23 protein-coding genes and 3 tRNA genes are annotated in these 24,723 nt (G+C 29.2%); 14 read left to right on the top strand and 12 right to left on the bottom strand.

Annotated elements, in window-relative coordinates:
• Positions 1 to 3: 3 nt before the first annotated feature.
• The 6 genes from AWN65_RS06820 (at position 4) to AWN65_RS06795 (ending at position 4,378) form a co-directional block, all read left to right on the top strand.
• Entirely contained in the window at positions 4 to 198 is a 195-nt protein-coding gene (locus tag AWN65_RS06820) for a cytochrome C oxidase subunit IV (RefSeq protein WP_060382481.1), read from the top strand.
• Between the two features lie 158 nt (positions 199 to 356).
• Positions 357 to 1,292: a cbb3-type cytochrome c oxidase N-terminal domain-containing protein gene (locus AWN65_RS06815; RefSeq protein WP_060382480.1), complete on the top strand. Its 936-nt coding sequence runs from the start codon at positions 357 to 359 to the stop codon at positions 1,290 to 1,292.
• 95 nt (positions 1,293 to 1,387) lie between these two features.
• A complete protein-coding gene (gene ccoG, locus AWN65_RS06810; RefSeq protein ID WP_060382479.1) occupies positions 1,388 to 2,809 on the top strand; it encodes a cytochrome c oxidase accessory protein CcoG in 1,422 nt (473 codons plus the stop codon).
• Between the two features lie 102 nt (positions 2,810 to 2,911).
• Positions 2,912 to 3,358: a FixH family protein gene (locus tag AWN65_RS06805; protein ID WP_060382478.1), complete on the top strand. Its 447-nt coding sequence runs from the start codon at positions 2,912 to 2,914 to the stop codon at positions 3,356 to 3,358.
• A 36-nt stretch (positions 3,359 to 3,394) separates the two neighbouring features.
• A complete protein-coding gene (locus AWN65_RS06800; RefSeq protein ID WP_060382477.1) occupies positions 3,395 to 4,096 on the top strand; it encodes a sulfite exporter TauE/SafE family protein in 702 nt (233 codons plus the stop codon).
• Positions 4,097 to 4,147: 51 nt separating this feature from the next.
• Positions 4,148 to 4,378 (top strand): YdcH family protein, encoded by a 231-nt coding sequence (locus AWN65_RS06795; protein ID WP_060382476.1) that lies wholly within the window; start codon positions 4,148 to 4,150, stop codon positions 4,376 to 4,378.
• Positions 4,379 to 4,573: 195 nt separating this feature from the next.
• Here the strand turns inward: AWN65_RS06795 and AWN65_RS06790 are convergent, their stop codons facing one another.
• On the bottom strand, positions 4,574 to 5,491 hold the full coding sequence (locus tag AWN65_RS06790; RefSeq protein WP_060382475.1) for a glycosyltransferase family 2 protein: 918 nt from the start codon (positions 5,489 to 5,491) through the stop codon (positions 4,574 to 4,576).
• 4 nt (positions 5,492 to 5,495) lie between these two features.
• Positions 5,496 to 6,326, bottom strand: coding sequence for a glycosyltransferase family 2 protein (locus AWN65_RS06785; protein ID WP_060382474.1), 831 nt, complete (start codon positions 6,324 to 6,326; stop codon positions 5,496 to 5,498).
• 104 nt (positions 6,327 to 6,430) lie between these two features.
• Between AWN65_RS06785 and AWN65_RS06780 the strand changes: the two genes are divergently transcribed.
• Entirely contained in the window at positions 6,431 to 6,832 is a 402-nt protein-coding gene (locus AWN65_RS06780) for a sugar 3,4-ketoisomerase (RefSeq protein WP_060382473.1), read from the top strand.
• Here AWN65_RS06780 and AWN65_RS06775 read toward each other — a convergent pair.
• From AWN65_RS06775 to rlmH, 3 genes are read right to left on the bottom strand one after another with little or no spacing between them, the layout of a single operon-like run.
• Positions 6,819 to 7,769, bottom strand: a complete 951-nt coding sequence (locus AWN65_RS06775) for a glycosyltransferase family 2 protein (protein ID WP_060382472.1) — start codon at positions 7,767 to 7,769, stop codon at positions 6,819 to 6,821. The genes AWN65_RS06780 and AWN65_RS06775 overlap by 14 nt on opposite strands.
• Positions 7,739 to 8,638, bottom strand: a complete 900-nt coding sequence (locus AWN65_RS06770) for a glycosyltransferase family 2 protein (protein ID WP_060382471.1) — start codon at positions 8,636 to 8,638, stop codon at positions 7,739 to 7,741. The genes AWN65_RS06775 and AWN65_RS06770 overlap by 31 nt, the downstream gene beginning before the upstream one ends.
• A complete protein-coding gene (gene rlmH, locus AWN65_RS06765) occupies positions 8,638 to 9,111 on the bottom strand; it encodes a 23S rRNA (pseudouridine(1915)-N(3))-methyltransferase RlmH (RefSeq protein WP_060382470.1) in 474 nt (157 codons plus the stop codon). The genes AWN65_RS06770 and rlmH overlap by 1 nt, the downstream gene beginning before the upstream one ends.
• Positions 9,112 to 9,205: 94 nt before the next feature.
• Between rlmH and AWN65_RS06760 the strand changes: the two genes are divergently transcribed.
• From AWN65_RS06760 to AWN65_RS06735, 6 genes are all read left to right on the top strand, one after another.
• Entirely contained in the window at positions 9,206 to 10,249 is a 1,044-nt protein-coding gene (locus tag AWN65_RS06760; protein WP_060382469.1) for a quinone-dependent dihydroorotate dehydrogenase, read from the top strand.
• An 18-nt stretch (positions 10,250 to 10,267) separates the two neighbouring features.
• Entirely contained in the window at positions 10,268 to 11,137 is an 870-nt protein-coding gene (locus AWN65_RS06755; protein WP_060382468.1) for a beta/alpha barrel domain-containing protein, read from the top strand.
• Positions 11,138 to 11,241: 104 nt separating this feature from the next.
• Positions 11,242 to 12,438, top strand: a complete 1,197-nt coding sequence (locus AWN65_RS06750) for a DUF4856 domain-containing protein (protein WP_060382467.1) — start codon at positions 11,242 to 11,244, stop codon at positions 12,436 to 12,438.
• A gap of 233 nt (positions 12,439 to 12,671) precedes the next feature.
• Entirely contained in the window at positions 12,672 to 13,784 is a 1,113-nt protein-coding gene (locus AWN65_RS06745; RefSeq protein ID WP_060382466.1) for an imelysin family protein, read from the top strand.
• Positions 13,774 to 15,129 carry an HTTM domain-containing protein gene (locus AWN65_RS06740; protein WP_060382465.1) on the top strand — a complete coding sequence of 452 codons (1,356 nt, stop codon included), beginning with the start codon at positions 13,774 to 13,776 and terminating at the stop codon, positions 15,127 to 15,129. The genes AWN65_RS06745 and AWN65_RS06740 overlap by 11 nt, the downstream gene beginning before the upstream one ends.
• Positions 15,110 to 17,533 carry a TonB-dependent receptor domain-containing protein gene (locus tag AWN65_RS06735; protein ID WP_060382464.1) on the top strand — a complete coding sequence of 808 codons (2,424 nt, stop codon included), beginning with the start codon at positions 15,110 to 15,112 and terminating at the stop codon, positions 17,531 to 17,533. Before AWN65_RS06740 ends, AWN65_RS06735 begins: the two co-directional genes overlap by 20 nt.
• Before the next feature lie 595 nt (positions 17,534 to 18,128).
• Here AWN65_RS06735 and AWN65_RS06730 read toward each other — a convergent pair.
• From AWN65_RS06730 to AWN65_RS06710, 5 genes are all read right to left on the bottom strand, one after another.
• Positions 18,129 to 18,851, bottom strand: coding sequence for an LOG family protein (locus AWN65_RS06730; protein WP_014164314.1), 723 nt, complete (start codon positions 18,849 to 18,851; stop codon positions 18,129 to 18,131).
• A 70-nt stretch (positions 18,852 to 18,921) separates the two neighbouring features.
• Positions 18,922 to 21,753, bottom strand: coding sequence for an excinuclease ABC subunit UvrA (uvrA, locus tag AWN65_RS06725; RefSeq protein ID WP_060382463.1), 2,832 nt, complete (start codon positions 21,751 to 21,753; stop codon positions 18,922 to 18,924).
• 150 nt (positions 21,754 to 21,903) lie between these two features.
• Positions 21,904 to 21,977: transfer RNA gene (locus tag AWN65_RS06720), tRNA-Arg, on the bottom strand.
• A gap of 22 nt (positions 21,978 to 21,999) precedes the next feature.
• Positions 22,000 to 22,073 (bottom strand) — tRNA-Arg (locus AWN65_RS06715).
• Positions 22,074 to 22,096: 23 nt separating this feature from the next.
• Positions 22,097 to 22,170 (bottom strand) — tRNA-Arg (locus tag AWN65_RS06710).
• 90 nt (positions 22,171 to 22,260) lie between these two features.
• Between AWN65_RS06710 and AWN65_RS06705 the strand changes: the two genes are divergently transcribed.
• Positions 22,261 to 22,773, top strand: a complete 513-nt coding sequence (locus AWN65_RS06705) for an adenine phosphoribosyltransferase (RefSeq protein WP_060382462.1) — start codon at positions 22,261 to 22,263, stop codon at positions 22,771 to 22,773.
• Here the strand turns inward: AWN65_RS06705 and AWN65_RS15195 are convergent.
• On the bottom strand, positions 22,763 to 22,909 hold the full coding sequence (locus AWN65_RS15195; RefSeq protein WP_060382461.1) for a hypothetical protein: 147 nt from the start codon (positions 22,907 to 22,909) through the stop codon (positions 22,763 to 22,765). The two genes, AWN65_RS06705 and AWN65_RS15195, sit on opposite strands and share 11 nt — an antisense overlap.
• 597 nt (positions 22,910 to 23,506) lie before the next feature.
• The gene (lysA, locus tag AWN65_RS06695; RefSeq protein ID WP_060382460.1) at positions 23,507 to 24,712 is read right to left on the bottom strand and encodes a diaminopimelate decarboxylase; all 1,206 of its coding nucleotides are present in this window, start codon (positions 24,710 to 24,712) and stop codon (positions 23,507 to 23,509) included.
• Positions 24,713 to 24,723 lie beyond the last annotated feature (11 nt).

The following is a 24,723-nucleotide window of genomic DNA, read 5'->3' as shown; positions in this document are numbered from 1 at the left end:
ACTATGTTAAAGTTTGTCAAACACACTATGGAAAATATCGTTGGTATTGAGATATATCCTATCATTTCATTGTTGATCTTTTTCTTCTTTTTTATAGGATTGTATTTTTGGGTTTTTACCTATAAAAAAGATAAGATTAATCAGTTAAGTAATCTGCCTTTTGCAGAAGGTACTACAGATGAATTTTTAAACTTATAAAACATAAGAAATTGTCTTTTCATTAAAAGATAATGTATATGTATTAAAAAATAAAATTTAGGCATTATGAGATCACTATTAATAATAAGCTTGTATAAATAATTGTGTGACTTAACGAATGGTATCATATTTTGCGCTGAAAAATAAATTTTAAACACATGAAAAAAATATTTCCCATATATGTAAGAATTCCAGTTTTTTTTGGAATCTTTTTTATTGCCATGGAGTTCTTTATAGACTCGGGTGACCGCCCAGCTTTTATTAAGTATCCTATATTAAACGTTATTCTGCTAATATTTTTGTTAATATTAATAGCAGTAGAATTAGTTCTTAATGCAACCGATAAGGTTTTAGATACTTTACTGACAGATGAACAACGTAAAGCAAAAGAATTAGAAGAAAGTTTACCTTTTACTGAAACTCAGTTCTTTAAAGGAATTTTACAAAAATTAACTCGTTCTCGTAAAGTTGAAGAAGAAAATGAGTTAATTATGAATCATAATTATGATGGAATTCAAGAATTAGATAATGTTTTACCTCCTTGGTGGGTATACCTGTTCTACGGAACCATAGCATTTGCGTTCATTTATTTAGTGCGTTTCCACATGTTAGGGCATGATGATCAAACTGCTGAATTTGAAAAAGAAATGGCTATAGCAAAAGTTCAAGTAGAAGAATACAAAAAAACAGCACCAGATTTAATGGATAAAGAAACAGTTACTTTATTGACAGATTCAGAAAGTATCAATGCAGGTAAAGCAATCTTTCAAACGAACTGTATTGCTTGCCATAAAGCAGATGCTGGAGGAGCAATTGGGCCAAACTTGACAGACCAATATTGGGTTTTAGGAGGAGGAATCAAAAACGTATTCAATACCATTATGGAAGGTGGACGCGCAGGAAAAGGGATGATTGCTTGGAAAGATCAAATAAAACCTTCTGAAATTCAAAAAATTGCTAGCTATGTATTGAGTTTACAAGGTACTAACCCTGCTGGAGCCAAAGCTCCTGAAGGTGATCTATGGGAAGAAGGAGGAGTAACAAAAGCTGCTGAAACAACCTCAGTAAACGTTGACTCAACCAAAGCTAAATGATTAAAGTGTTAGATATGAGAAATCTCATGATGAGGTGTTGTTTTGAGATTTCTCATTTCACTTTAATTTATTAAAAAGATATAAAAAAAGAAATTATGGCAGGCCATTCACCATCTGATAGTTTTAGAGATACTATTGCAACTATTGATAAAGAAGGAAAGCGCGCTTGGATTTTTCCTAAAAAACCTAGTGGTAAATTTTATAATAAAAGAAAAGTAGTCAGTTATTTATTATTGATTTTTCTTTTTTCAGCGCCTTTTATAAAAGTAAATGGAAGTCAATTCTTATTGTTTAATGTAATAGAAAGAAAATTTTCCATTTTTGGATTTCCGTTTTGGCCTCAAGATTTTCATTTAGTTGTAATTTCTATGATCATTGGCGTCGTTGGGTTAGCATTATTTACAGTTGCTTTTGGACGTATTTTTTGCGGTTGGATTTGTCCACAAACTATTTTTATGGAAATGGTTTTTAGACGAATAGAATATTGGATAGAAGGTGATAGAGGAGCTCAAATAAAGTTAACTAAGCAAGAATGGAATACCGAAAAAATTAAAAAAAGAGTAACAAAATGGATTCTCTTTTTTGTTGTTTCTTTCTTTATAGCTAATGTTTTTTTAGCTTATCTAATAGGAGGAGATCATGTGTTAGATATGGTACGTCAAGGACCACTACACAATACAGGTACTTTAATTGCTCTTTTAATTTTTACAGCAGTTTTTTATTTTGTATTTGCTTGGTTTAGAGAACAAGTTTGTATTATAGCCTGTCCTTATGGTCGTATGCAAGGGGTATTATTAGATAATAAAACTATTAATGTAGCTTATGATCATGTAAGAGGAGAGGGCGAAAAAGGAAGAGCGAAATTCAAAAAAGGAGAAGATAGATCTTTATTAGGCAAGGGAGACTGTATTGATTGTCATCAATGTGTAAATGTTTGTCCTACAGGAATTGATATTAGAAACGGAGTTCAGTTAGAATGTGTTAACTGTACAGCTTGTATAGATGAGTGTAATGCAATTATGAGAAGTGTAAATCTACCCGTTAATCTAATACGTTATGCAAGTGAAAATGAGATTGTTAAAAAAGAAAAGTTTGTTTTTACAACTCGAATGAAAGGATATGTAGCTGTTTTAAGTATTCTTGTGGGAATTTTTATTGGTATGTTGTTTTTAAGAAATGATATAGAAGCTACAGTATTACGTTTACCAGGACAGTTATTTCAACATAAAGGAGAAAATATTACAAACGTTTTTACTTATAAAATAGTTAATAAAACCATGGATGATTTTAAAAATGTAACTTTTAAACTAGTTAGTCCAAAAGGTAAAATAGAAATTGTAGGCAAACAAAGCATTCAGGTTAAAAAAGATAATTTAGCACAAGGTACTTTATTCGTAGAAATTCATCCAGCATTTTTAGAAGGTGATAAAACAAAAATAAAGATAGAAGTTTATAATAATAATAACTTGATAGAAACCACTACTAGTAATTTCTTAGGGCCAAGAAGATTTAATTAGGAACTAACAAGTAATTTTTAACAAAATAAGAAGATTTTAAAATATAAAATCATTTCTTATGGAAGATAATATTTAAAAGGTATGTAATGTAATAATAAAATTATGAGAGCAAATTGGGGTACAGGAATTGTGATAGCATTTGGGTTATTTATCACATTTATACTATATTTTGTATTTAAAGTACAAGGAACAAAAGAATATGATCACGAAATGGTTACAGAGGATTATTATAAAAAAGAAGTAGGATACCAAGATCAATTAAATAAAGAACAAAATGCAATTAATTTAAAAGAAAAAGTCCTTTTAGAAATTAAAAGTGAGGGACTTATAATAAAATTTCCAAAATCATTTGATTATAAAAATATAATAGGTAAGGTGTCCTTTTATAGACCGTCTAATCAGCAATTAGATTTCGATGTGCCCATATCGTTATCTTCTTCCAATTTGCTCATACCTAAAACCAAGCTGATTGGCGGTCGTTGGGACATTACTATTGACTGGAAATACAAAGAAATAAACTATTTGAATAAAGAGAAAGTAAATTTGTAAAGAAAGGTTTTTTATCCCTTTACTTTAAATTTAAAAATGATATATTCAGCATTCATATTAGGTTTAATTAGCAGTTTGCACTGTGTGGGTATGTGCGGACCTATTGCTATGATGTTGCCAGTTAATAGAACAAATCAAACAAAAAAAATAATACAAATTATCATCTATAACATAGGAAGAATCATATCCTATATCCTATTAGGATTGTTTTTTGGTTTGTTGGGTAGAGGGCTTTTTCTTGCTGGTTTTCAGCAAAAAATGTCAATTATTATTGGCATTTTAATGATAGTAATAGTTTTAGTTCCAGAAAAAGCCTTCGCCCAATACAACTTTTCTAAACCTATATACACAATATTAAGTAAAGTAAAGTCATTATTAGGTCAACAGTTTAGAAATAAAACCAATAAATCTATTTTTATGATAGGGTTACTTAATGGCTTTTTGCCTTGCGGATTAGTATATGTAGCACTTTTTGGAGCTATTGCTATGCAAAAAATTCCGTTAAGTATGGTTTATATGGCTTTATATGGAGTGGGAACTATTCCTATGATGACCATAGTAGTTTATACTTCTAATTTGTTAACAGTATCCGTACGAAATAAAATTCAAAAAATAATACCAATAACAGTCGTTGGAGTAGGAATATTATTTATACTAAGAGGATTAGGTTTAGATATACCTTTTTTCTCCCCTAGTACTATGAGTTTATTTATTCAAAATACACCACATTGTAAATAATGATAGAAAATAAAAAAATAGAATTTCATAATAATTTAAATATAAGCAAAAATGGAAAGACACAACCTACTGAATGAATTCCCTGAATTCACTGAAAAAATTCACGATTTAAAAACAACAGATAATCATTTCAGAAAAATATTTGATGAATATCATGAAATAGAACATGAAATTCATAGATATAATTCTGGAGCAGAGGTAACTACAGATGCACACATGCACGAGTTAAAAGCAAAACTGCTATTCTTGAAAGATGAAATTTTTTCAATGTTAAAAAATTAATTTGAAAAGGGAGACTGTTCAAAAAGAGGTTTAAACAGAATTATAAATAACATACCCAATATTATGTTATTTTTCTTCTCACTTAAATTAACAAAGATAAAATATTGCTTTTTGGATAGTCTCTTTTTATTTTCAATAAAGAGTATTACTTTGTTTTGCATTCTTTTACAAATATTGCTATTTAAAGATTTTATCTTATTCTTTCAGAGAAGATGTTTTGAAAAATGATTTTAAATGAATTTTTAATTTTAAGAAAATTAGTAGAATGCAAAGGTTATAATGACCATTTCTAAAATTTAAAACTATTTCATAATGAACTCTTTTAAGCATAGCTAAATACTCTTCTTTTTTAGTATTTTGTTTAAAAGCTTTAACTAAGATTTTATAAGTAGAGTTGTTTAAACGTTTTGTAAAATGATTCCGTTTTTTGAAAAAATATTGATACATAGAACTTTTCAATTCTCTTTTTTGAACTAGAATTTCATCAATGAATTCAAATTCAAAATTTTTAGAAGCTCTTATCCATATATCAAAATCTTCATAGGCTAATAATTCATCATAACCTCCTAATGACTTTAGTACTTCTGATTTTATCATGGATGAAACGGAGCACATTTTTTCTTTTCCAGCTAAAAGTGATATGTATATGTATCCAGAAGGAGGGAGTTTGATTACTTTTTTATTAGAACTGACTGAATAGTAATATTCTAAATGATTATCTTTTTCATCAATGATTTCTAAATTTCCATATACTAAAGCTAAATTTTTATAGGTTGTATTTAAGAAGGTATCGACTTGTTTTTTTATACAACCTGAAGTTAAAACATCATCTGCTGCTAAATCAATAATATATTTTCCTTTTGCTTGTTTGAGGAGTTTGTTAAATGTTTTTGTATTTCCTAAATTGTTTTTATTGACCATAAAAAAGACATGAGGATAGTTTTCTATCCATTTTTTAATTATGGCTACTGATTCATCTTGACTAGCATCATCAGCAATCAAGAGCTCAATGTTTTTATAGGATTGATTTATGACAGAATCTAAAGCTTTTGTAACAAAAGTAGCATGATTATAACATAAGCAGATAACTGTAACAAGAGGGGCGTTTTCCATTTATTCAAAGGGAATTTTGTTTTGATACTTCTAAATATTTTGTTTTACCTTTTAAGCCCATTAAAAAAGCCTTTTTTAAATTAGGATACTTTAGATGACCGTGTTTTAAGTCAAAAAATAGTTTTAAAAAAAGCCAGAAAATAAATTTATTATCAAACATTTGACTATATAAAGCTCCATAAGCAAAATATTTTTCGTTAAAATTAATTTTATCTGTAGTTGTAAGATTAGGGTGAGTTACGATGGTTTCAGGAATAAAATCAATTTTATATCCTTTTTTCTTTAAATTCCATAAAAAAGCAGCTTCTTCTCCGAGTCCGAATAAAGCATTTAATCCAAAAAAAGAATTATATGTTAGATCTGAAAAATTAATATTTTGTCGATTGATAGTTATTTCTATATTGGCTACATTTAGTATATCCATAGCGTTAATATTTTTTTTCTTTTGAGATGGATATTTTTTTAATAAAGTATTTTTATCTCTTTTAGCCTGAAAACAAATTAAATTTGTATTGGGTAAATCAGTATAATTTTTGAGAATAGTTTTATAAAAATATTTTTCAAAAATAACGTCGTCGTCAGATATAACAAGAATAGTTCCGAAAGCATTTTTTAATGCAATATTTCTACTTCTAGATGAACCAATGGTATACGTATTTATTACTCGTATGTTTTTATGACTACTATGGAGAATGTTTTCTGGAGTTGTTTGATTTACGACTAAGATACGAAAGTAAAAACTATTAAAATCAGGGAACATTTGATATAGAAAATTTAAAGAATTTCTATTCATTGTGGAAACTAATATTTCAATATCTTTTTCTTCTACTTTCATTTGAAACTTTTAAACAAACTTATAAATTATTATTATTTAAATCCAATATGAATTAAAGTTATATTTATAAATTAAATGTATTTTTGTTTTGTAAACAAAAAATAATGAATATTAGAATTATTTCTATCCCCAAGATAGAGGACACCCGTGGAAATCTTGGTATAATTGAAGGAAATACCTTACCTTTTCCGATCAAGCGGGTTTACTATTTATTTGATGTGCCTAGTAGTGCTTCAAGAGGAGGTCATGCTCATAAGGAACAATTAGAATTTTTGGTTTCTATTTCAGGTAGTTTTGATGTATTACTTGACGATGGAATTACTAAAGAAAGAATAACTTTAAATAAACCAGATAAAGGATTACTTATTCCCACAAAAATATGGAGAGAATTAGATAACTTTTCATCAGGAGCAGTATGTTTAGTAATTTCTTCTGATGAATTTGATGAAGATGATTACATTAGAGATTATACGGACTTTGTAAATTATATTTCTAATTATAAATAGTAAAATCAAAACCTTTACTTCTTAGATAACGTTTAGAAATTAATAAACTTAATAATATAATTCTGGGTAAGTGAAATAATATTCTGAATTTCCAACTAATGTTATTGGAAGAAATTTTATTGTAATAATCCTTAGCTTGTTTAAAATCCTTTGCCATTTTAAAATGCAAAGAATATTCCTTTCTATAAACATCTAAAAATTGTTTTAAAGAACTATCGTTTTCTTCAGCTTTATTAAATTGGTTTAAATTGCATAGTTTTTTTTGAGTTATAGGTGTTTTTGATAATTGATTATCAACAACAAAATTGTATTCTATTGTATAACAATTGGTAATGGCTACAGGGTAAGAAATAGCTATTTGTGTAAAAAGTTCAAGATCTTGACCACTGCTTACGTTATTATTAAAAGAAAAACCTGACTTAAATAAGGTTTTAGGTATTACTACTGCAGAAGGTAGCCCAACTCTATATACGAGGCTCGTTTTAAAATAGTCAACTAAAATACCTTTGTAATCATTTGGAATTTCATAAGAATAAGAAATTGGAATACTCTTTTTTTTTGAAATTTTCATAAAATATCTACTACAATACATACCACATTTAGGATATAATGAGTAAAGTTGTTGTATTTCTTCCAAATGATTTTTTTTCCAGAGGTCATCAGCATCTAAAAAAGCTATTAAAGAGCCTGTAGCATTTTTTATACCTAAATTTCTTGCACTAGAAACCCCCTTATTGTTTTGTTCAAAAATTTTTATTCTAGAATCGTTAATGTTTTTTACAATTTCTAAACTCTTATCTGTGCTTCCGTCATTGACAATAATTATTTCAAAATAAGTATAGGTTTGATTAATTACACTAATTAATGTATTATATATATAATTTTCTTTATTATAAAGTGGTATAATTACAGAAAACAGAAACGTATTTTTTTGCATAAATAGCCTAATTTATAGAGATCTAATAAAAATAAAGAAGGTCTTTTTGATACTAAATTTTGTTTTATCATAGATTCTGTAAAATCAAAAAAGAAGGCAAAAAGATATTCTAGTTTAAATTTCTTTACAATATAAAATATTTTTGTTAAGCGAATATCTTTTTTGTCAATAAACAAATTTTGAGTAAGGTAATACGCGTTGATACTTGCTTTTTTACATTTTGCTAAAAAAACTAAAGAACTTTCTTCGTTTAGATGAATTAAAGGATTGTTTATGTGATGAATAAAAACTTGCTTTTTTTTTAACATATTTATAAAAATCAAATCTTCATAGCCATATTCTGTTATTTGATTATGAAAATAAATGGTGTTAAAAATCTCTTTTTTTATAACTAAATTCCAACTAAAAGTAAAATCATAAGGATTTTTTATTCTATGTGATATGTTTTTAATTTCTCTTTTATTGCCATATTTCCATCGTAAAATTTTATCATTTCCCGATGGAGTTAAAGGATATTTAACACCTCCAAAAAGTACAGAAACAGTATCGTTTAGATTTTTTAAAATTGTCCTAATATATAAATTAGAGTCTGGAAAGGAATCAGCTTCAAGAATTAAAAAATATTTGTATTGCGCCAAAGAAGCAAGAACGTTTAAGTTTTTTCCTCTGCCTAATTTTTCTTTTGAAATATAAAAATAAGCATTTGGAAGTTGATTTATTCTTTGATTTTCTAAATTTAATTCTGAATTAGAAAAATCGTCTTGACAGAGTATTTCAAATACAATATTTTCTTTAACACATTGTTTATGAATTTCTAGTGTTAAAGGATAAATGTTATAATTGTAAGTAGGAATTAGTATAGAAAGCATTATTGATGATGATAAGGTTCATTTCGTAAAATAGTAAATCCTCTGTAAATTTGTTCTATAAAAAATAAACGTACCATCTGATGTGAAAATGTCATAGCGGAAAGAGAAATTTTTCCATTTGCTTTTTTATATACAGAATCACTAAAACCATAAGGCCCACCAATTACAAAAACCAAGGTTTTAATTCCAGAATTCATTTTTTTTTGAAGTTCTTCTGAAAAACCTATACTTGAAAATGATTTGCCATTTTCATCTAAAAGAACTAAATGATCCGTGGGGTTAAGCTTGGCTAAAATTAATTCACCTTCTTTTTCTTTTTGCTGTACCTCCGATAGATTTTTAGCATTTTTTATATCTATTATAATTTCTAGATCAAATTTCACATAAAAAGACAAACGCTTGATATAATCATCAATGAGTGTTTGTAAATTTTTATTGTCTGTTTTGCCAATAGCTATTAATCGGATGTTCATATAAATTTAAGAAATTATTACAAGCAAAAATACAAAGCAATTTTAAATTTTGCTGTTGAATTGTTATTTTTGCACAACAACACAACAAATTAATATGTATAAACAATTTATCCGTCCGTTACTTTTTAGATTTGATCCAGAAGAAGTACACCATCTTACTTTTAATACAATTCGTTTATTAAACAAAATGCCAGGTGTTTCTTTTTTTATTAAAGGTAAATTTCAAATAGAAGATAAACGTCTAGAAAGAGAAGTTTTTGGATTAAAATTTAAGAATCCAGTAGGACTTGCAGCAGGTTTTGATAAAGATGCTAAATTGTTTAATGAATTATCTGACTTTGGTTTTGGTTTTATCGAAATAGGGACATTAACACCTAAAGCACAAGAAGGAAATCCAAAAAAACGTTTATTTCGGTTGTTGGAAGATTCTGCCATTATCAATCGTATGGGATTTAATAATGGAGGAGTGCAAGATGCCGTTCATCGTTTAAAAAAAAATAAAGGGGTACTTATAGGAGGTAATATAGGTAAAAATAAAGCAACTTCTAATGAAAACGCAGTAGATGACTACAAAGTATGTTTTGAAGCATTATATGATTATGTTGATTATTTTGTAGTTAATGTAAGTTCTCCTAATACGCCTGGTTTACGAGAATTACAAGATAAAGAACCCTTAACCAATCTCTTACGATCACTTCAAGAGCTTAATTTTAAAAGATATGTAGGAGTTGAAGCCATGCAAGGAGAAATAAAACCTATTTTATTAAAAATAGCCCCTGATTTAACAAATGAACAGTTGTTAGATATTATAGATATAGTTAAAAATTCAAAGATTGCAGGAGTTATAGCTACAAATACCACTATTTCTAGAGAAGGATTACAATCTCCCAATAAAAATGAAATAGGAGGACTTTCAGGTAAACCTTTAAAAGACCGATCCACAGAAGTAATTCGCTTTTTATCAAAAAACAGTAATAAAGCATTTCCTATTATTGGGGTAGGAGGTATTCATTCAGCACAAGACGCTATAGATAAATTAAATGCAGGAGCCAGTTTAGTACAATTATATACAGGTTTTATATATGAAGGTCCCGCTTTAATTAAAGCTATCAATAAAAAAATTTTAGAACAAGCCTAACTTTAGATAAAGATTCTTATGAATGCTGAAAATATTAAGTTAATCGAATGCCCCCGTGATGCCATGCAAGGCATAAAAGATTTTATACCAACAGATAAAAAAGTACAATATATACAATCATTGTTACGTGTTGGTTTTGATACGATTGATTTTGGAAGTTTCGTTTCAGCAAAAGCCATTCCACAAATGCAAGATACCGCTGAAGTTTTAGCTAGGTTGGATTTGTCTAACACTCAGAGCAAATTACTTTCTATAGTGGCTAATACACAAGGTGCAAAAAATGCAGCACAATATAAGGAAATAAACTATTTAGGATTCCCTTTTTCTATTTCAGAAAATTTTCAAATGCGTAATACTCATAAGACTATAGCAGAGGCGTTAGTAACATTGCAAGAAATAATGAATATTGCAGAACAGTCTAATAAAGAACTAGTTACTTATATATCAATGGGGTTTGGAAATCCTTATGGTGATCCTTGGAATATAGAAATAGTAGGAGAATGGACTGAAAAATTAGCTTCTATGGGAATTAAAATTTTATCTCTATCAGATACGATAGGTTCTTCTACACCTGATGTTATTGAATATTTATTTTCAAATCTGATCCCTAAATATCCAAATGTTGAATTTGGAGCTCATTTACATACCACCCCCGATAAATGGTTTGAAAAAATAGATAGTGCTTACAAAGCAGGTTGCAAACGTTTTGACGGTGCTATAAAAGGACATGGAGGCTGTCCTATGGCTACAGATAAACTAACAGGAAATATGCCTACAGAAAAAATGCTATCTTATTTTACATCTAAAAAAGTAAATCATAATTTAAGTGCTATGAGTTTTGAAAGTGCTTATAATGAGGCATTGAAGATTTTTAATCATTATCATTAATAAAAGAGTATTTAAAAATAATCTAAATAATTTTTTTTATTTAGAATGAGTCTTTATATTTGTATCAACTTATTTTTAAATGATCTAAATAAAATATTTAAATAATGAACTTTAATAAAATTTTACTAGCCTCTTTACCTTTATTTTCTTTAGTTTTAGCTTCATGTTCTAAAGATGAACAGGTAATACAGGTTGACAAGTCTTATATTACACCTACTACCTATACTTTTAATCGTAATGGTGTTACAACAGTTGATTTCAGCGGTCAAAAATCTAGAATTTTAATGCTTCAAGAAATAGCAGATTATGTTAAAACTCAAGGAGCTGGTGGTCTTGCTGTTAACGAGGCTAAGTTGTTAGATATGTATACTAATACAAATTCTCCATTTACAAGCGGAGAGTTAAATACATCAGTTACTAAGCAATTAAAAGATAAAACGGCTGCATCATTAGATTATTTTTCATCTAATAGTGTAGAGCAGGGAGAAGAAAGAACATTTTTTGAAAATCAATTGAGAGCAGTAGGAAGTGCTGGTACAGGTGCTGCTACTGAAGGAGTTGCAGGTATTTTTGAAAAAAGATATTATTCAGCTAATGGTTTAGAACCTATTCAAGTAGTTTTAAAAGGATTAATGGGAGCTTGTTTTATAGACCAGATTTGCAATAATTATTTAAGTACAAAAAAACTAGATGCAGGTACAAATAGAGAAGATAATACAAATAAAAAATTAAAAGCAGGTGTAAATTACACAGAGATGGAGCATGCTTGGGATGAAGCTTATGGCTATGTTTATGGAGCTGGTCGTGATGCAGAAGGTAAAAATGCTAAATTTTGGGATAGCTATATTGATCAAGTAAATGCAGATAAAGATTTTAATACTCTAAAAGCAGATATTAATTTAGCGTTTAGACTAGGTAGAGCAGCCATTGTAAATAATGATTATGTTACTCGTGATGCTCAGATTGCTATAATTAAAGAAAAATTAGCAAAGGTAGCGGCTGTACGTGCGGTATATTATTTAATGGAAGGAAAGAAAAGTTTAGCTAATGGAGCAGGAAAAACTTTCCACGCATTATCTGAAGGATATGGTTTTATAAAATGTTTAAGATATACAAATAAATCAGGAACGAATAATCCGTATTTATCTAAAAATGAAATAGATACTATTTTAAAAACTTTAGTAGGAGGTAAAAACGGTTTTTGGGATGTTGATTATTCTAAGAATAATTTAGAAACTTTAGCAAAACAAATTGCAGATAAGTTTGGTTTTACAGTAGCGCAAGCAGAAACAGTTAACTAATAAATTATAATAAAGTGATAAACTAACCAAGTACTAATACGTATTAGTACTTGGTTATATTTGCATAAATAAAGAAGGTGTCTGAAAAGTTTAAACTAAACATTTATTCTATCACTTAGAAAATAGTAGAACTCATATTATCAGTGATTTGTTTCGTTTGTTTCTTCCTTTGGTTGAAATGATAAGATTACAACCTTTTTAGACAGTTTCATATTTGTATTAATAAAGAGATTATGAGAAAAATATTTTTTGTACTTTTTTTGTCTTTATTGACAAGTTGTTCAGATGATAAAAAAATTGATGAACCTCAAATTACCATAGGAGATAACTATGATAAAAAAGCCATGCTTGTTAATTGGGCAGAAAATATTATTATCCCAGCTTATAAAAATTACCAAATAGAGGTAAATAAACTTCTTGAAGAGGTAAATACTTTTAAACAAAACCCCACTATAGATAATTTGAACAAGTTAAGAGTTTCTTGGCTTAATTCATACAAAGCTTATCAGCATGTAGCTATCTTTAAAATAGGAAAAGCAGAAGATTTATATTTTATTGGACATTCTAATACATATCCTGTAAATATTATTGAACTAAACAAAAATATAAATACTCAAAACTATAACCTTACTTCTTTAACACAATTTGATAAACAAGGGTATCCTGCTCTTGATTATATGCTTTATGGCTTAGCAGATACAGATAATGCCATTTTAGTGTTCTATACAGGCGCAGATGCTTTAAAATATAGAAACTATTTGACTGATTTAGTAACTGATTTAAAAAATAACGCAGATTTGTTATTAAAAGATTGGGAAGCTAATAAAAATACTTTTATATCAAATACAAATAATACGAGCTCAGGTTCTGTAAATTTAATTGTAAATGCGTATATAGAATATTTTGAAAAGCATATCCGATTAGGGAAAGTAGGTTATCCAGCAGGAAAATTTTCTAATGGCATTCAACCTAACAAAATAGAAGCTTACTTTAGAAAAAATGTATCAAAAATTTTGCTAAATGAAGCAATAAGTGCAAGTGCTGACTTTTTTAATGGAAAGTATTATTCTAATAATCAAACAGGACCTTCATTAAAAAGTTATCTAGACCACTTAAACGTACAAAGAAATAATAAATTATTAAGTACCATTATTAGTGATCAATTTTCATTAATTAAAATTAAAAATAATGCACTTGATGATGATTTTGTTAGTCAGATAAATACCAATAATAATAAAATGTTAGAGGCCTATGATGCTATGCAAATTAATGTATCTTATTTTAAAGTAGATATGTTAACAGCACTTAATATTGCAGTAGGCTATGTTGACTCAGATGGGGATTAATATTCATACATATTTAAAAAAAACATCATTTTCCGAAACGTTAGCTTTTTATAGAATAGCATTTGGTCTGATGATGTTTTTTAGTATTGTTCGTTTTTGGAGTTATGGATGGATAAAAAGTCTGTATATAACCCCTAAGTATCATTTCACTTACTTCGGATTCGAATGGGTTAAACCAATAGGAGTTTATACTTATTTTATTTTTTTTATCTGTGGCTTATCGGCCTTATTTATTGCTTTAGGTTATCGCTATAAACTCGCTATTATATGCTTTTTCCTCAGTTTTACTTACGTAGAACTAATGGATAAAACAACCTATTTAAATCACTATTACTTTATCTCTATAATTAGTTTTATTCTAATTTTTCTTCCTGCAAATTGTAATTATTCTTTAGACGTATATTTCGATAAGTCCAAGTTGCACTCACATGTTTCACAATGGACTATTGATATTCTAAAATTAATGTTAGGAATCGTTTATTTTTATGCAGGACTAATAAAGCTAAATTCAGATTGGTTACTAGAAGCACAACCTTTAAAAACATGGCTTCCTATGAATTCAGGCTTGCCAATTATAGGTACATTGTTGCTTAAAAATGGAGTTCATTATGCTATGAGCTGGGCGGGTGCTATTTATGATTTATCCATTCCTTTTTTACTATTAAATAGAAGAACTAGAATAGTTGGATTTATATTTGTAGTTATATTCCATATTTTTACAAAAATATTATTCCCTATTGGTGTTTTTCCTTATGTAATGATTATAAGTACATTAATCTATTTCTCTCCTAATTTTCATAAAAAAGCATTAGAAAAAGTAATTAAAATATTACATATTTCTAATTCTCGATTTCAAACAAACCATTTTTCTAAAGCTATCACATCAGAATGGAAAGTGATTTTTTTAAGTTTTTTTATGTTATTTCAATTAATTTTTCCCTTTAGATATTTATTGTACCCTGAAGAATTATTTTGGACAGAAGAAGGTTTTCGTTTTTCTTGGCGTGTAATGCTAATGGAAAAAGCAGGATATACACAATTTAAAGTTGTAGATCAAACAGGTAAAGTAATATTAGTTGATAATCGTGATTTTTTAACTCCTTTTCAGGAGAAACAAATGTCATTTCAGCCTGATTTTATACTAGAATATGCCCATATACTTAAAAAATATTATACAGATAACGGCTTCGTAAACCCCAAAATATATGTAGAAAGCTTTGTGGCCCTTAACGGGCGATTGAGTCAACCTTATATAGATCCAAATATAGATTTAGGATCACAAAAAGAATCGTTCAAACATAAAACATGGATTTTACCATTTAAAGATGAAATTAAAGGATTTTAAATTTATAGTACTACTATTAGTAGTTACAAAAATGTTTTCACAAACTAATATAATAGGTAGGATTGTGTTTAATGGAGTAGGAATTCCACAAGTTGAAATTTTAGATAAAGGACAAGGTCTAAACTATTATACTGATTCAAATGGAAATTTTACGATAAAAAGTAAAAACCCAACAACTCTAGTCTTTTATAAAGAAGGGTATGAAATTATAGAAAAAAAGATGACTCCCTTAACCCAATTGCAAATAATAGAGATAGAACAAATAAAAAAGTTATCAGAAGTAAAAATAGTCAGTCAACGTCAAAAAATAAGTGCTATTAGAACTTTAAAAGACGTTGAAGAAACAGCTATATATGCTGGAAAAAAAACAGAAGTAGTTGTTTTAAATAATTTGACAGCCAATAAAGCAATAAATAACGCACGTCAAATTTTTTCGCAAGTTGTCGGTATTACAATGAATGAAAGTATTGATGGAGGACTACAACTATCAATAGGAGGACGTGGTTTAGATCCTAATAGAACAGCTAATTTTAATACACGCCAAAATGATTATGATATTAGTGCAGATGTATTAGGGTATCCTGAAAGTTATTATGCTACTCCAACAGAAGCTATAGAAGAAATTCAGGTAATTAGAGGAGCAGCTTCTCTTCAGTATGGAACACAGTTTGGAGGGATGATTAATTTTAAAACAAAAAAACCAAGCACTAAACCCCTAGAAGCTATTTCTCGTTTTACAGCAGGATCTTTTAATACAATTGCTAATTTTACTAGTTTGACAGGAACAAAAAATAAATGGAGTTACTATACATTTTACAATTATAAAAAAGGCGACGGATTCAGGCCTAATTCAAATTTTGAATCAAAGAATTACTTTGGGAATTTAAATTATAAATTATCCGATAAAACTTCACTTCATTTTGATTATACGCATTTTAATTATTTAGCAAAACAACCTGGAGGATTAACTAACGGAATGTTTGCAAATGATCCTTTTCAAAGTAATCGATCACGCAATTGGTTTTCTGTAAATTGGAATTTATTTGCTTTACGCTTAAAACATAAATTTAAAAATGATGCGGATTTATCATTACAATTATTTGGATTAGATGCTTATAGAAAAGCATTAGGATATCGTTCTAACAGAGTTTCTAACCCTGATACGCCTAATACAGAAAGAGATTTAATTATTGGAGAGTTTATAAATTGGGGAGCAGAAGTACGGTATCTAAATAAATATAATTTATGGAATAGAAATAATGCTTTTTTGATAGGAGCCAAATATTATCAATCTAAAAATTCAGGTATACAAGGTCCTGGAAGCTCTACTTCAGATGCTGATTTTAAAATTGCGGATAAAGAATTTCCATACTATCAGAACCAATCATCATATAGCTATCCAAACCTTAATATATCATTATTTGGTGAAAATATATTTAAAATAACCGATCATTTTTCAATTACGCCAGGTTTTAGATATGAATATATTAAAACACAAGCTGTTGGTTTCTTTAGAGTAATTAATAGAGATCTAGCAGGAAACATAAATATAGATAAAACAGAGTTTGAAGATAGAATTTTTGAAAGAAAATTTTCATTACTTGGACTTGGTTTTAGTTATAAACCTAAGCATGGTTTAGAATTATACGCTAATTTAACACAAAACTACCGCTCAGTAACTTTTAATGATATAAGAACAGCTAGTCCTAGTATTGTTGTAGCTGATGATATAACTGATGAAAAAGGATATGGCTCAGATATTGGTATCCGAGGAAAAATAGGAAACATAATAAATTTTGATATTAACGGATTTGGTTTATTATATGACAATAAAATTGGCGAATATAGTGCCCGTGATCCCAAAGGATTAAAACCAGATGTACGCTTAAGAGATAATATTGGAACAGGTGTTACTTATGGAGTTGAATCATTAGTTAATATCAATTTTTTAAAAATAATAGTACCCAATAATTTAAACTTTAAATTTGATGGATTTTCAAATATATCCATAACAAAGTCTAAATATATAAAATCAGATATTCCTAATATTAAAGATAATCATGTTGAATTTGTACCTCTTTATAATCTAAAGTCAGGATTAAGTTTAGGATACAAAAATCTACTAGTTAGTACACAATATACTTACGTATCATCACAATTTACAGACGCTTCTAATAGAGTTTCTGACCAAAATGACTTATCAGGTATATTTGGAGGAATTCCTTCTTATAACGTACTTGACCTATCTGTCTCTTATAAAATTAATCGTTTTAAATTAGAAGCTAGTGTAAATAATTTAACTAATAATAAATATTTTACCAAAAGAGCAACAGGATATCCAGGACCAGGTATTATCCCTTCAGAACCTAGAGTTTATTATGTAACACTAGAAATTAAACTGTAATTAAGTAAAATATAGAAAATAAAATTATTTTTAGTATTGGTTCTCGATGCGCTTCGCGCTAGAACTAACGATGATTTCAATTATATATTCAACCGTTTGTTCGAGTTGTTTTTAAAATGAAAAAAAGTGTATCGAGAACTTTATTTTTTTAATCCAGTATATTTTAAGTTTAAATGGTATAATTCCTGAGAACATATTTCTGATTACAAATTCCTCCATATTGTCCAGAACTAAACCCTACTGAAAAAATCTAACAATGGATGAAAGATAAAATTTCAATGAAAATTTATGATACTCTAGCCGACTTAAAGCAAAAAATGGAAGAATTGATTAAAACAGATGAGAATGAATTAAATCAATAACAGGCTATGAATTTTATATAAAAGCTTTTTACAGTATTTTTAAAGTTGAAATGGTATTATTTATAAAAAAGAGTATCTGAAAAAGTTAAAACTCAATGTCTAGTTCGTCACTTCAACGATAGGAGAAATCACATTTTTAGCATTATGCAATTCCTTCCTATGTTCGAAATGAGAAGATTGTAGCTTTTTGCACAACTTCTTTGGTATTATAAGATACCTTAAAAAGGTTTTAATTAAAAGTTAGGTGATAAATTATACTTCTTGTAAAAATTATCTAAAGCTTCTACAACTTCATCTTCTGTATCTACAATTTTTATTAAGTTCATATCTTCAGGATTCGCATTTTTTTGCTTGTCTATCATAACATTTTTAATCCAGTCAAGTAACCCGCTCCAGAATTCTGTTCCAACAAGAATAATAGGGAAACGACCTATTTTTTTTGTCTGAATTAATGTAATAGCTTCAAAAAGTTCATCTAAAGTGCCAAATCCGCCAGGCATTACAACAAACCCTTGAGAATATTTTACAAACATTACCTTGCGAACAAAGAAATAATCAAAATTTAAATTTTTATCTTTATCAATATAAGGATTGTAATGTTGTTCAAAAGGAAGTTCAATATTTAAACCTACTGATATTCCTTCACCACGATGTGCTCCTTTATTACCTGCTTCCATAATACCAGGACCACCACCCGTAATAACGCCATATCCTGCTTTGGTGATTTTATAAGCAATTCTTTCCGCTAATTGATAATATTTATCCTCGGGTTTTGTTCTTGCTGAACCAAAAATAGATACACAAGGTCCTATACGAGCCATTGTTTCGTAACCATTTACGAATTCAGACATAATTTTAAAAATAGCCCAAGAATCGTTTGAGCGTATCTCGTTCCAAGTTTTTTGTTTTAGTTTGTCTTGGATTCTTTCGTCTTCATTTGAAAATATTTCTTTCATCTTCTTATTGTTGAGAGTCTTTAGGCTTGACTCGGTTATTATTAGTATAATTTTTTTAAAAATCAGCCGACTAAGATAATTCTTTTTTCAAAAATTGTGCGGTATAACTTTTTTTATTTTTAATTATTTCTTCTGGGGTTCCTTTTGCAATAATTTCACCTCCACCTTTTCCGCCTTCATATCCTACATCTATTATATAATCAGCTAGTTTTATTACATCTAGATTGTGTTCTATAATTAAAACAGTATTGCCTTTATTAACTAATTTATGAATAACTTCCATTAACACACGAATGTCCTCAAAATGCAAACCTGTAGTAGGTTCATCCATTATATAAAAAGTATTTCCTGTGTCTTTTTTTGAAAGTTCTGTAGCTAATTTAATCCGTTGAGCTTCGCCTCCTGATAGGGTTGTACTTTGTTGTCCTAATGTAATATATCCCAATCCTACATCTTGAATTGTTTTAATTTTTCGGTAGATTTTTGGTATGTTTTCAAAGAAATCAACAGCTTCATCTACAGTCATATCCAATACGTCTGAAATAGATTTACCTTTATAACGAATTTCTAGGGTTTCTCTATTAAAACGTTTTCCTTGACATGTTTCGCATTCTACATATACATCAGGTAAAAAACTCATTTCAATAGTACGAACTCCACTTCCTTCACAGGTTTCACAGCGTCCACCAGCCACATTAAAACTAAAACGTCCAGGCTTGTATCCTCTTATTTGTGCTTCTGGGGTTTGTGTGTATAAAGATCTAATTTCTGAAAAAACATCAGTATAAGTAGCAGGGTTTGATCTAGGAGTACGACCTATTGGGCTTTGATCTATATCAATTACTTTGTCAATATGTTCTAAACCTTCAATCTTTTTATAAGGTTGTGGTTTTTTTACTGCATTAAAAAAATGGTGGTTAAGGATAGGGTAGAGGGTTTCATTAATTAGAGTTGATTTGCCCGATCCAGAAACACCTGTTACACAAATTAGTTTACCCAATGGAAAATCTACAGAAACGTTTTTTAAATTATTGCCCGTTGCACCTGTAAGTTTGATTTTTTTACCATTTCCTTCACGACGTTTTTCAGGAACTTCTATTTTCATTTTACCACTCATGAATTGAGCCGTAATTGTATTTTCTTTTAATAAATTTTGAGGGGTTCCTTGGCTAATAATTTGCCCTCCATAACGTCCAGCTTTAGGACCTATGTCTATTACGTGATCAGCCCTTTCAATCATGTCTTTATCGTGTTCTACAACTAAAACGGAGTTGCCAATGTCACGTAATTGCTCTAAGGAGTGAATTAGTTTTTCATTATCTCTTTGGTGCAAACCTATACTCGGTTCATCTAAAATATATAATACGCCTACTAGTTGTGATCCAATTTGTGTAGCCAAACGAATGCGTTGTGCTTCACCACCAGAAAGAGATTTAGAACTTCTACTCAAAGAGAGGTAGTTTAGTCCTACATCTACTAAGAATTGTAAACGAACTTTAATTTCTTTTACTATTTCTGAAGCAATTATTTTTTGTTTTTCAGTTAGATAATCTTCTAATTGGTTAAACCATTTGCTTAGGTCAATTATATCTGTATTGGATAAATCTTGGATATTTTTATTATTAATTTTAAAGTATAATGCTTCCTTTCTTAATCGAGAGCCATGGCATTCAGGGCAGCTTACTTCGTCCATAAAGTCTTTAGCCCAGCGTTTTATAGAGGTAGACTCTGTTTCGTCGTGCTGATTTTTAATAAAATTAGCAATTCCTTCAAATTCAATTTTGTATTCTTTTGTTACACCTGCTGTTTTTGAAGTAATACTAAATTTTTCATTGCCCCCATTTAAAATCATATTCATGGCTTCCGAAGAAATGGTTTCAATTGGGTCAGTTAGTTTAAAACCAAATTTTTCACCTATAGTTTCTAGTTGTTTGAAAATCCAAGTGGATTTATATTCGCCTAGTGCTATAATTCCTCCACTTTTGATGGATATTTTGGGATCTGGAATAATTTTTTTTAGATTAATCTCATTTATAGTTCCTAATCCATTACAATGATCACAAGCTCCTTTAGGCGAGTTGAAAGAAAATAAATTAGGTTCTGGATTTTGATATGAAATTCCAGTAGAAGGACACATTAAGTTTCTACTAAAATATCTGATTTCTCCTGAATCTTGGTCTAAAATGATGAGCACATTTTCTCCATGATACATGGCTGTTTTAATGCTTTCCATTAATCGCGTTTCGCTATCTGAGGATTTGTCTACAGCTAAACGATCAATAACGATTTCAATATCATGGGTTTTGTAACGATCTAATTTCATTCCTGTTACAATGTCTTGTACCTGTCCGTTGACACGTACTTTTAAGAAGCCTTGTTTGGCTATTTGTTGAAATAACTCAGCATAATGTCCTTTACGAGCACGAATAACGGGAGCTAAAATATTGATTCTCTTTTTGTCGAAATTTTGGAGAATCAACTCTTTGATTTGTTCATCAGAATATGAAACCATTTTTTCGCCAGTATTATAACTATAAGCGTCTCCAGCACGAGCAAAAAGCAAACGAAGAAAATCGTAAATTTCGGTAATAGTCCCAACAGTAGAACGTGGGCTTTTGCTTGTTGTTTTTTGTTCAATAGCAATTACAGGAGAAAGGCCATCAATTTTGTCTACATCAGGACGCTCTAGTCCGCCTAAAAACTGACGAGCGTAGGCTGAAAAAGTTTCGATATAACGTCGTTGTCCTTCAGCATAAATAGTGTCGAATGCTAATGAAGATTTTCCAGAACCCGATAAACCTGTAATAACAACTAGTTTTTCACGAGGTATGGTGATATCAATATTTTTTAGGTTGTGCGCGCGAGCACCTATAATTTCAATAGTTTCCTCTGTATGTTGCATATATATTAAGCAAAACACAAAGGTAGTTTTTTTGGATTAAATAAGAGATGTAATAATTTTTTAAAATTTGTTAAAGAATTTTGTAATAATTAGATTTAAACTATAGTTAAAAATAAAAGGTATAAAAAAAGCCCACTGTTGTGAGCTTTGTGACCTCGACAGGATTCAAACCTGTAACCTTCTGAGCCGTAATCAGATGCGCTATTCAGTTGCGCCACGAGGCCGTTATAATTTGTTGTATTTTTGTGACCTCGACAGGATTCAAACCTGTAACCTTCTGAGCCGTAATCAGATGCGCTATTCAGTTGCGCCACGAGGCCATTATAATTTTATTGTATTTTTGTGACCTCGACAGGATTCAAACCTGTAACCTTCTGAGCCGTAATCAGATGCGCTATTCAGTTGCGCCACGAGGCCATTTTTCAATCATTTTGTTTGCATAACAACTCGATTGCGGGTGCAAATGTAGAAAAATTTCTTTATCTTGCAAAATAAAATTAATAAAAAATGAGTTTAGATCAGTATTTTCGTGATATTCAGGACTTTCCTAAAGAAGGTATTTTGTTTAAAGATATAACTCCGTTGTTGTTAAATCCTCCCGCAAGGCATGAAGTTATAGAAAAACTTTTGTCAGAGTTAAAAAATACTAAAATTGACAAGGTAGTAGGAATAGAATCAAGAGGTTTTTTCTTCGGAATGTTGTTAGCTCAGGAATTAAATGTGGGTTTTATTCCTGTAAGAAAGAAAAATAAACTCCCTTATAAGACTATTTCGGCTAGTTATGAACTAGAATATGGAGAAGATGTTTTGGAAATGCACATAGATGCTATTCAAAAAGGAGAAAAAGTATTAATTCACGACGACGTTTTAGCAACAGGAGGAACTGCTAAGGCGGTGTGTGAATTGGTAGAAAAGCTTGGAGGAGAAGTGGTTCAATGTAATTTTCTTATTGAATTGACTTTTTTGAAGGGTCGTAAGAAATTAGAAGGAAAACCAATATTTTCCGCGGTTACTTATTAGTAAGAGCTCTAGTTGTTATATAATAGCGGTAAGCTAATATTGCTAATTGCCATTTTTTGGCTTTACTAGGGTCTAACTGTTGTTTACTGAAACTAGGTAAGATAATCTTGTTTACTTTTGCTAAAATTTTGTACATATTTTTTTGTGCGAAAATAATCAAAAAATGAGAAGTATTACTTAGAGGTTGTTAAAAACTATTGAAGTTAGAGTTTTTTAAAATTACTACAATCAACAAAAAAGAGATTTGAACCCAGATTATGCGTTAGGAATTTATTGCAGATAAAAGACTTTAAATCTAAGAAAATACTTTATTTTTTCTCTTCAATGTGCTAAAACTATAGTTGAAGTAAAAAAATGTGACTAAGGCATAATTTGGGTTGAAAAAATGAACAGATGAAGTAAATTACAATACTGATAGTGTTACTTCGATGATAAGATAAGTGATAAACTACATATTAAGTTATTACTTTTTACCTCTTCCTTGGTTGTTATGGAAAATTAATAGAAATTATGTCATTTGAACTTAAACTATAATTGGATTAAAAAATAAAATTCTCAATATGTTTTTTATTTTAAAAAACAACTCGAACAGACGGTTGAGTAATATAATTGAAATCATCGTTAGTTCGAGCGGGAAACGTATCGAAAACCAACACTCATTTTTATTGCTTTTGTAGATGTCATTTTTAAAAAGAAAATTCAAAGTTAAAATGGTATTAGTTTGTTATTGAATTTAAAAGTCAACTAAAATTTGATTTCTTGTTAAATCCTCTAGGGTTTCATGTTGGCGTATAAGATGCGCTTTTTGATCTTTCCATAATACCTCGGCAGGTTTAAAACGGGAATTGTAGTTAGATGCCATTGAAAATCCATAAGCACCTGCATTTTTAAAAGCCAGAATATCACCTTCCTTAATTTCTGCTATCTTTTTGTTGGTGGCAAAAGTGTCTGTTTCGCAAATGTATCCTACTACGGTGTAGAAACGTTCTTTTCCTTTAGAATTTGAAATATTTATAATTTGATGCTCAGATCCGTATAACATTGGGCGTATTAGATGATTGAAACCAGAGTCAACTCCCGCAAAAACGGTAGAAGTAGTTTGTTTGACTACATTTACTTTTGTTAAAAAAAATCCAGCTTCGCTAACTAAAAATTTGCCTGGTTCAAACATCAAGGTTAATTTTCTTCCGTATTCTTTTTCAAAATGATTAAATCGTTTGCTTAATTTTTTACCTAACTCTTCAATGTCAGTTTCAATATCTCCTTTTTTGTAAGATACTTTAAAACCGCTTCCAAAGTCTATAAAATCTAATAGAGTGAAGTTTTTGGCTATTTTAAATAATATTTCGGTTGCTTCTAAGAAAACTTCAATATCCAAAATATCGGAACCTGTGTGCATGTGTAATCCGTTAATGTGCATGCCCGTATTTTTAACAATTCGTAAGATATGAGGAAGCTGATGTATGGATATACCAAATTTGCTGTCAATATGTCCAACTGAAATATTGGCATTTCCTCCAGCCATGATATGAGGATTTATACGTATACATACAGGAGTATTAGGGTGTTTATTGCCAAATTGTTCTAAAATAGATAAATTATCAATATTGATCTGAACCCCTAATTCAGAGGCAGTTTCTATTTCTTGTAAAGAAACGCCATTGGGTGTGAAAATTATTTTGTCAGGGGTAAAGCCTGCTAATAAACCAAGTTGTACTTCTTGTAAAGAAACAGTGTCTAACCCTGAGTTTAGATTATTAAATAGTTTTAAAATAGAAAGATTAGATAACGCCTTAACTGCATAATTTATTTGAAGTTTTTGAACCTTACTGAAAGCATTGTTTAATCGGTTATATTGATTTTCAATTTTTTCTGCGTGATAAATATATACGGGAGCTCCGTATAACTGTTCGATTTGTAATAAATTAGTTTCTTCCATTTTTAAAATTT

The sequence above is a fragment of the Flavobacterium covae genome (assembly GCF_001534645.1).
Lineage (GTDB): Bacteria > Bacteroidota > Bacteroidia > Flavobacteriales > Flavobacteriaceae > Flavobacterium > Flavobacterium covae.
The sequence above is the reverse complement of the archived record's forward strand: the minus strand, read 5'-3'. Positions and strand labels throughout refer to the sequence as shown.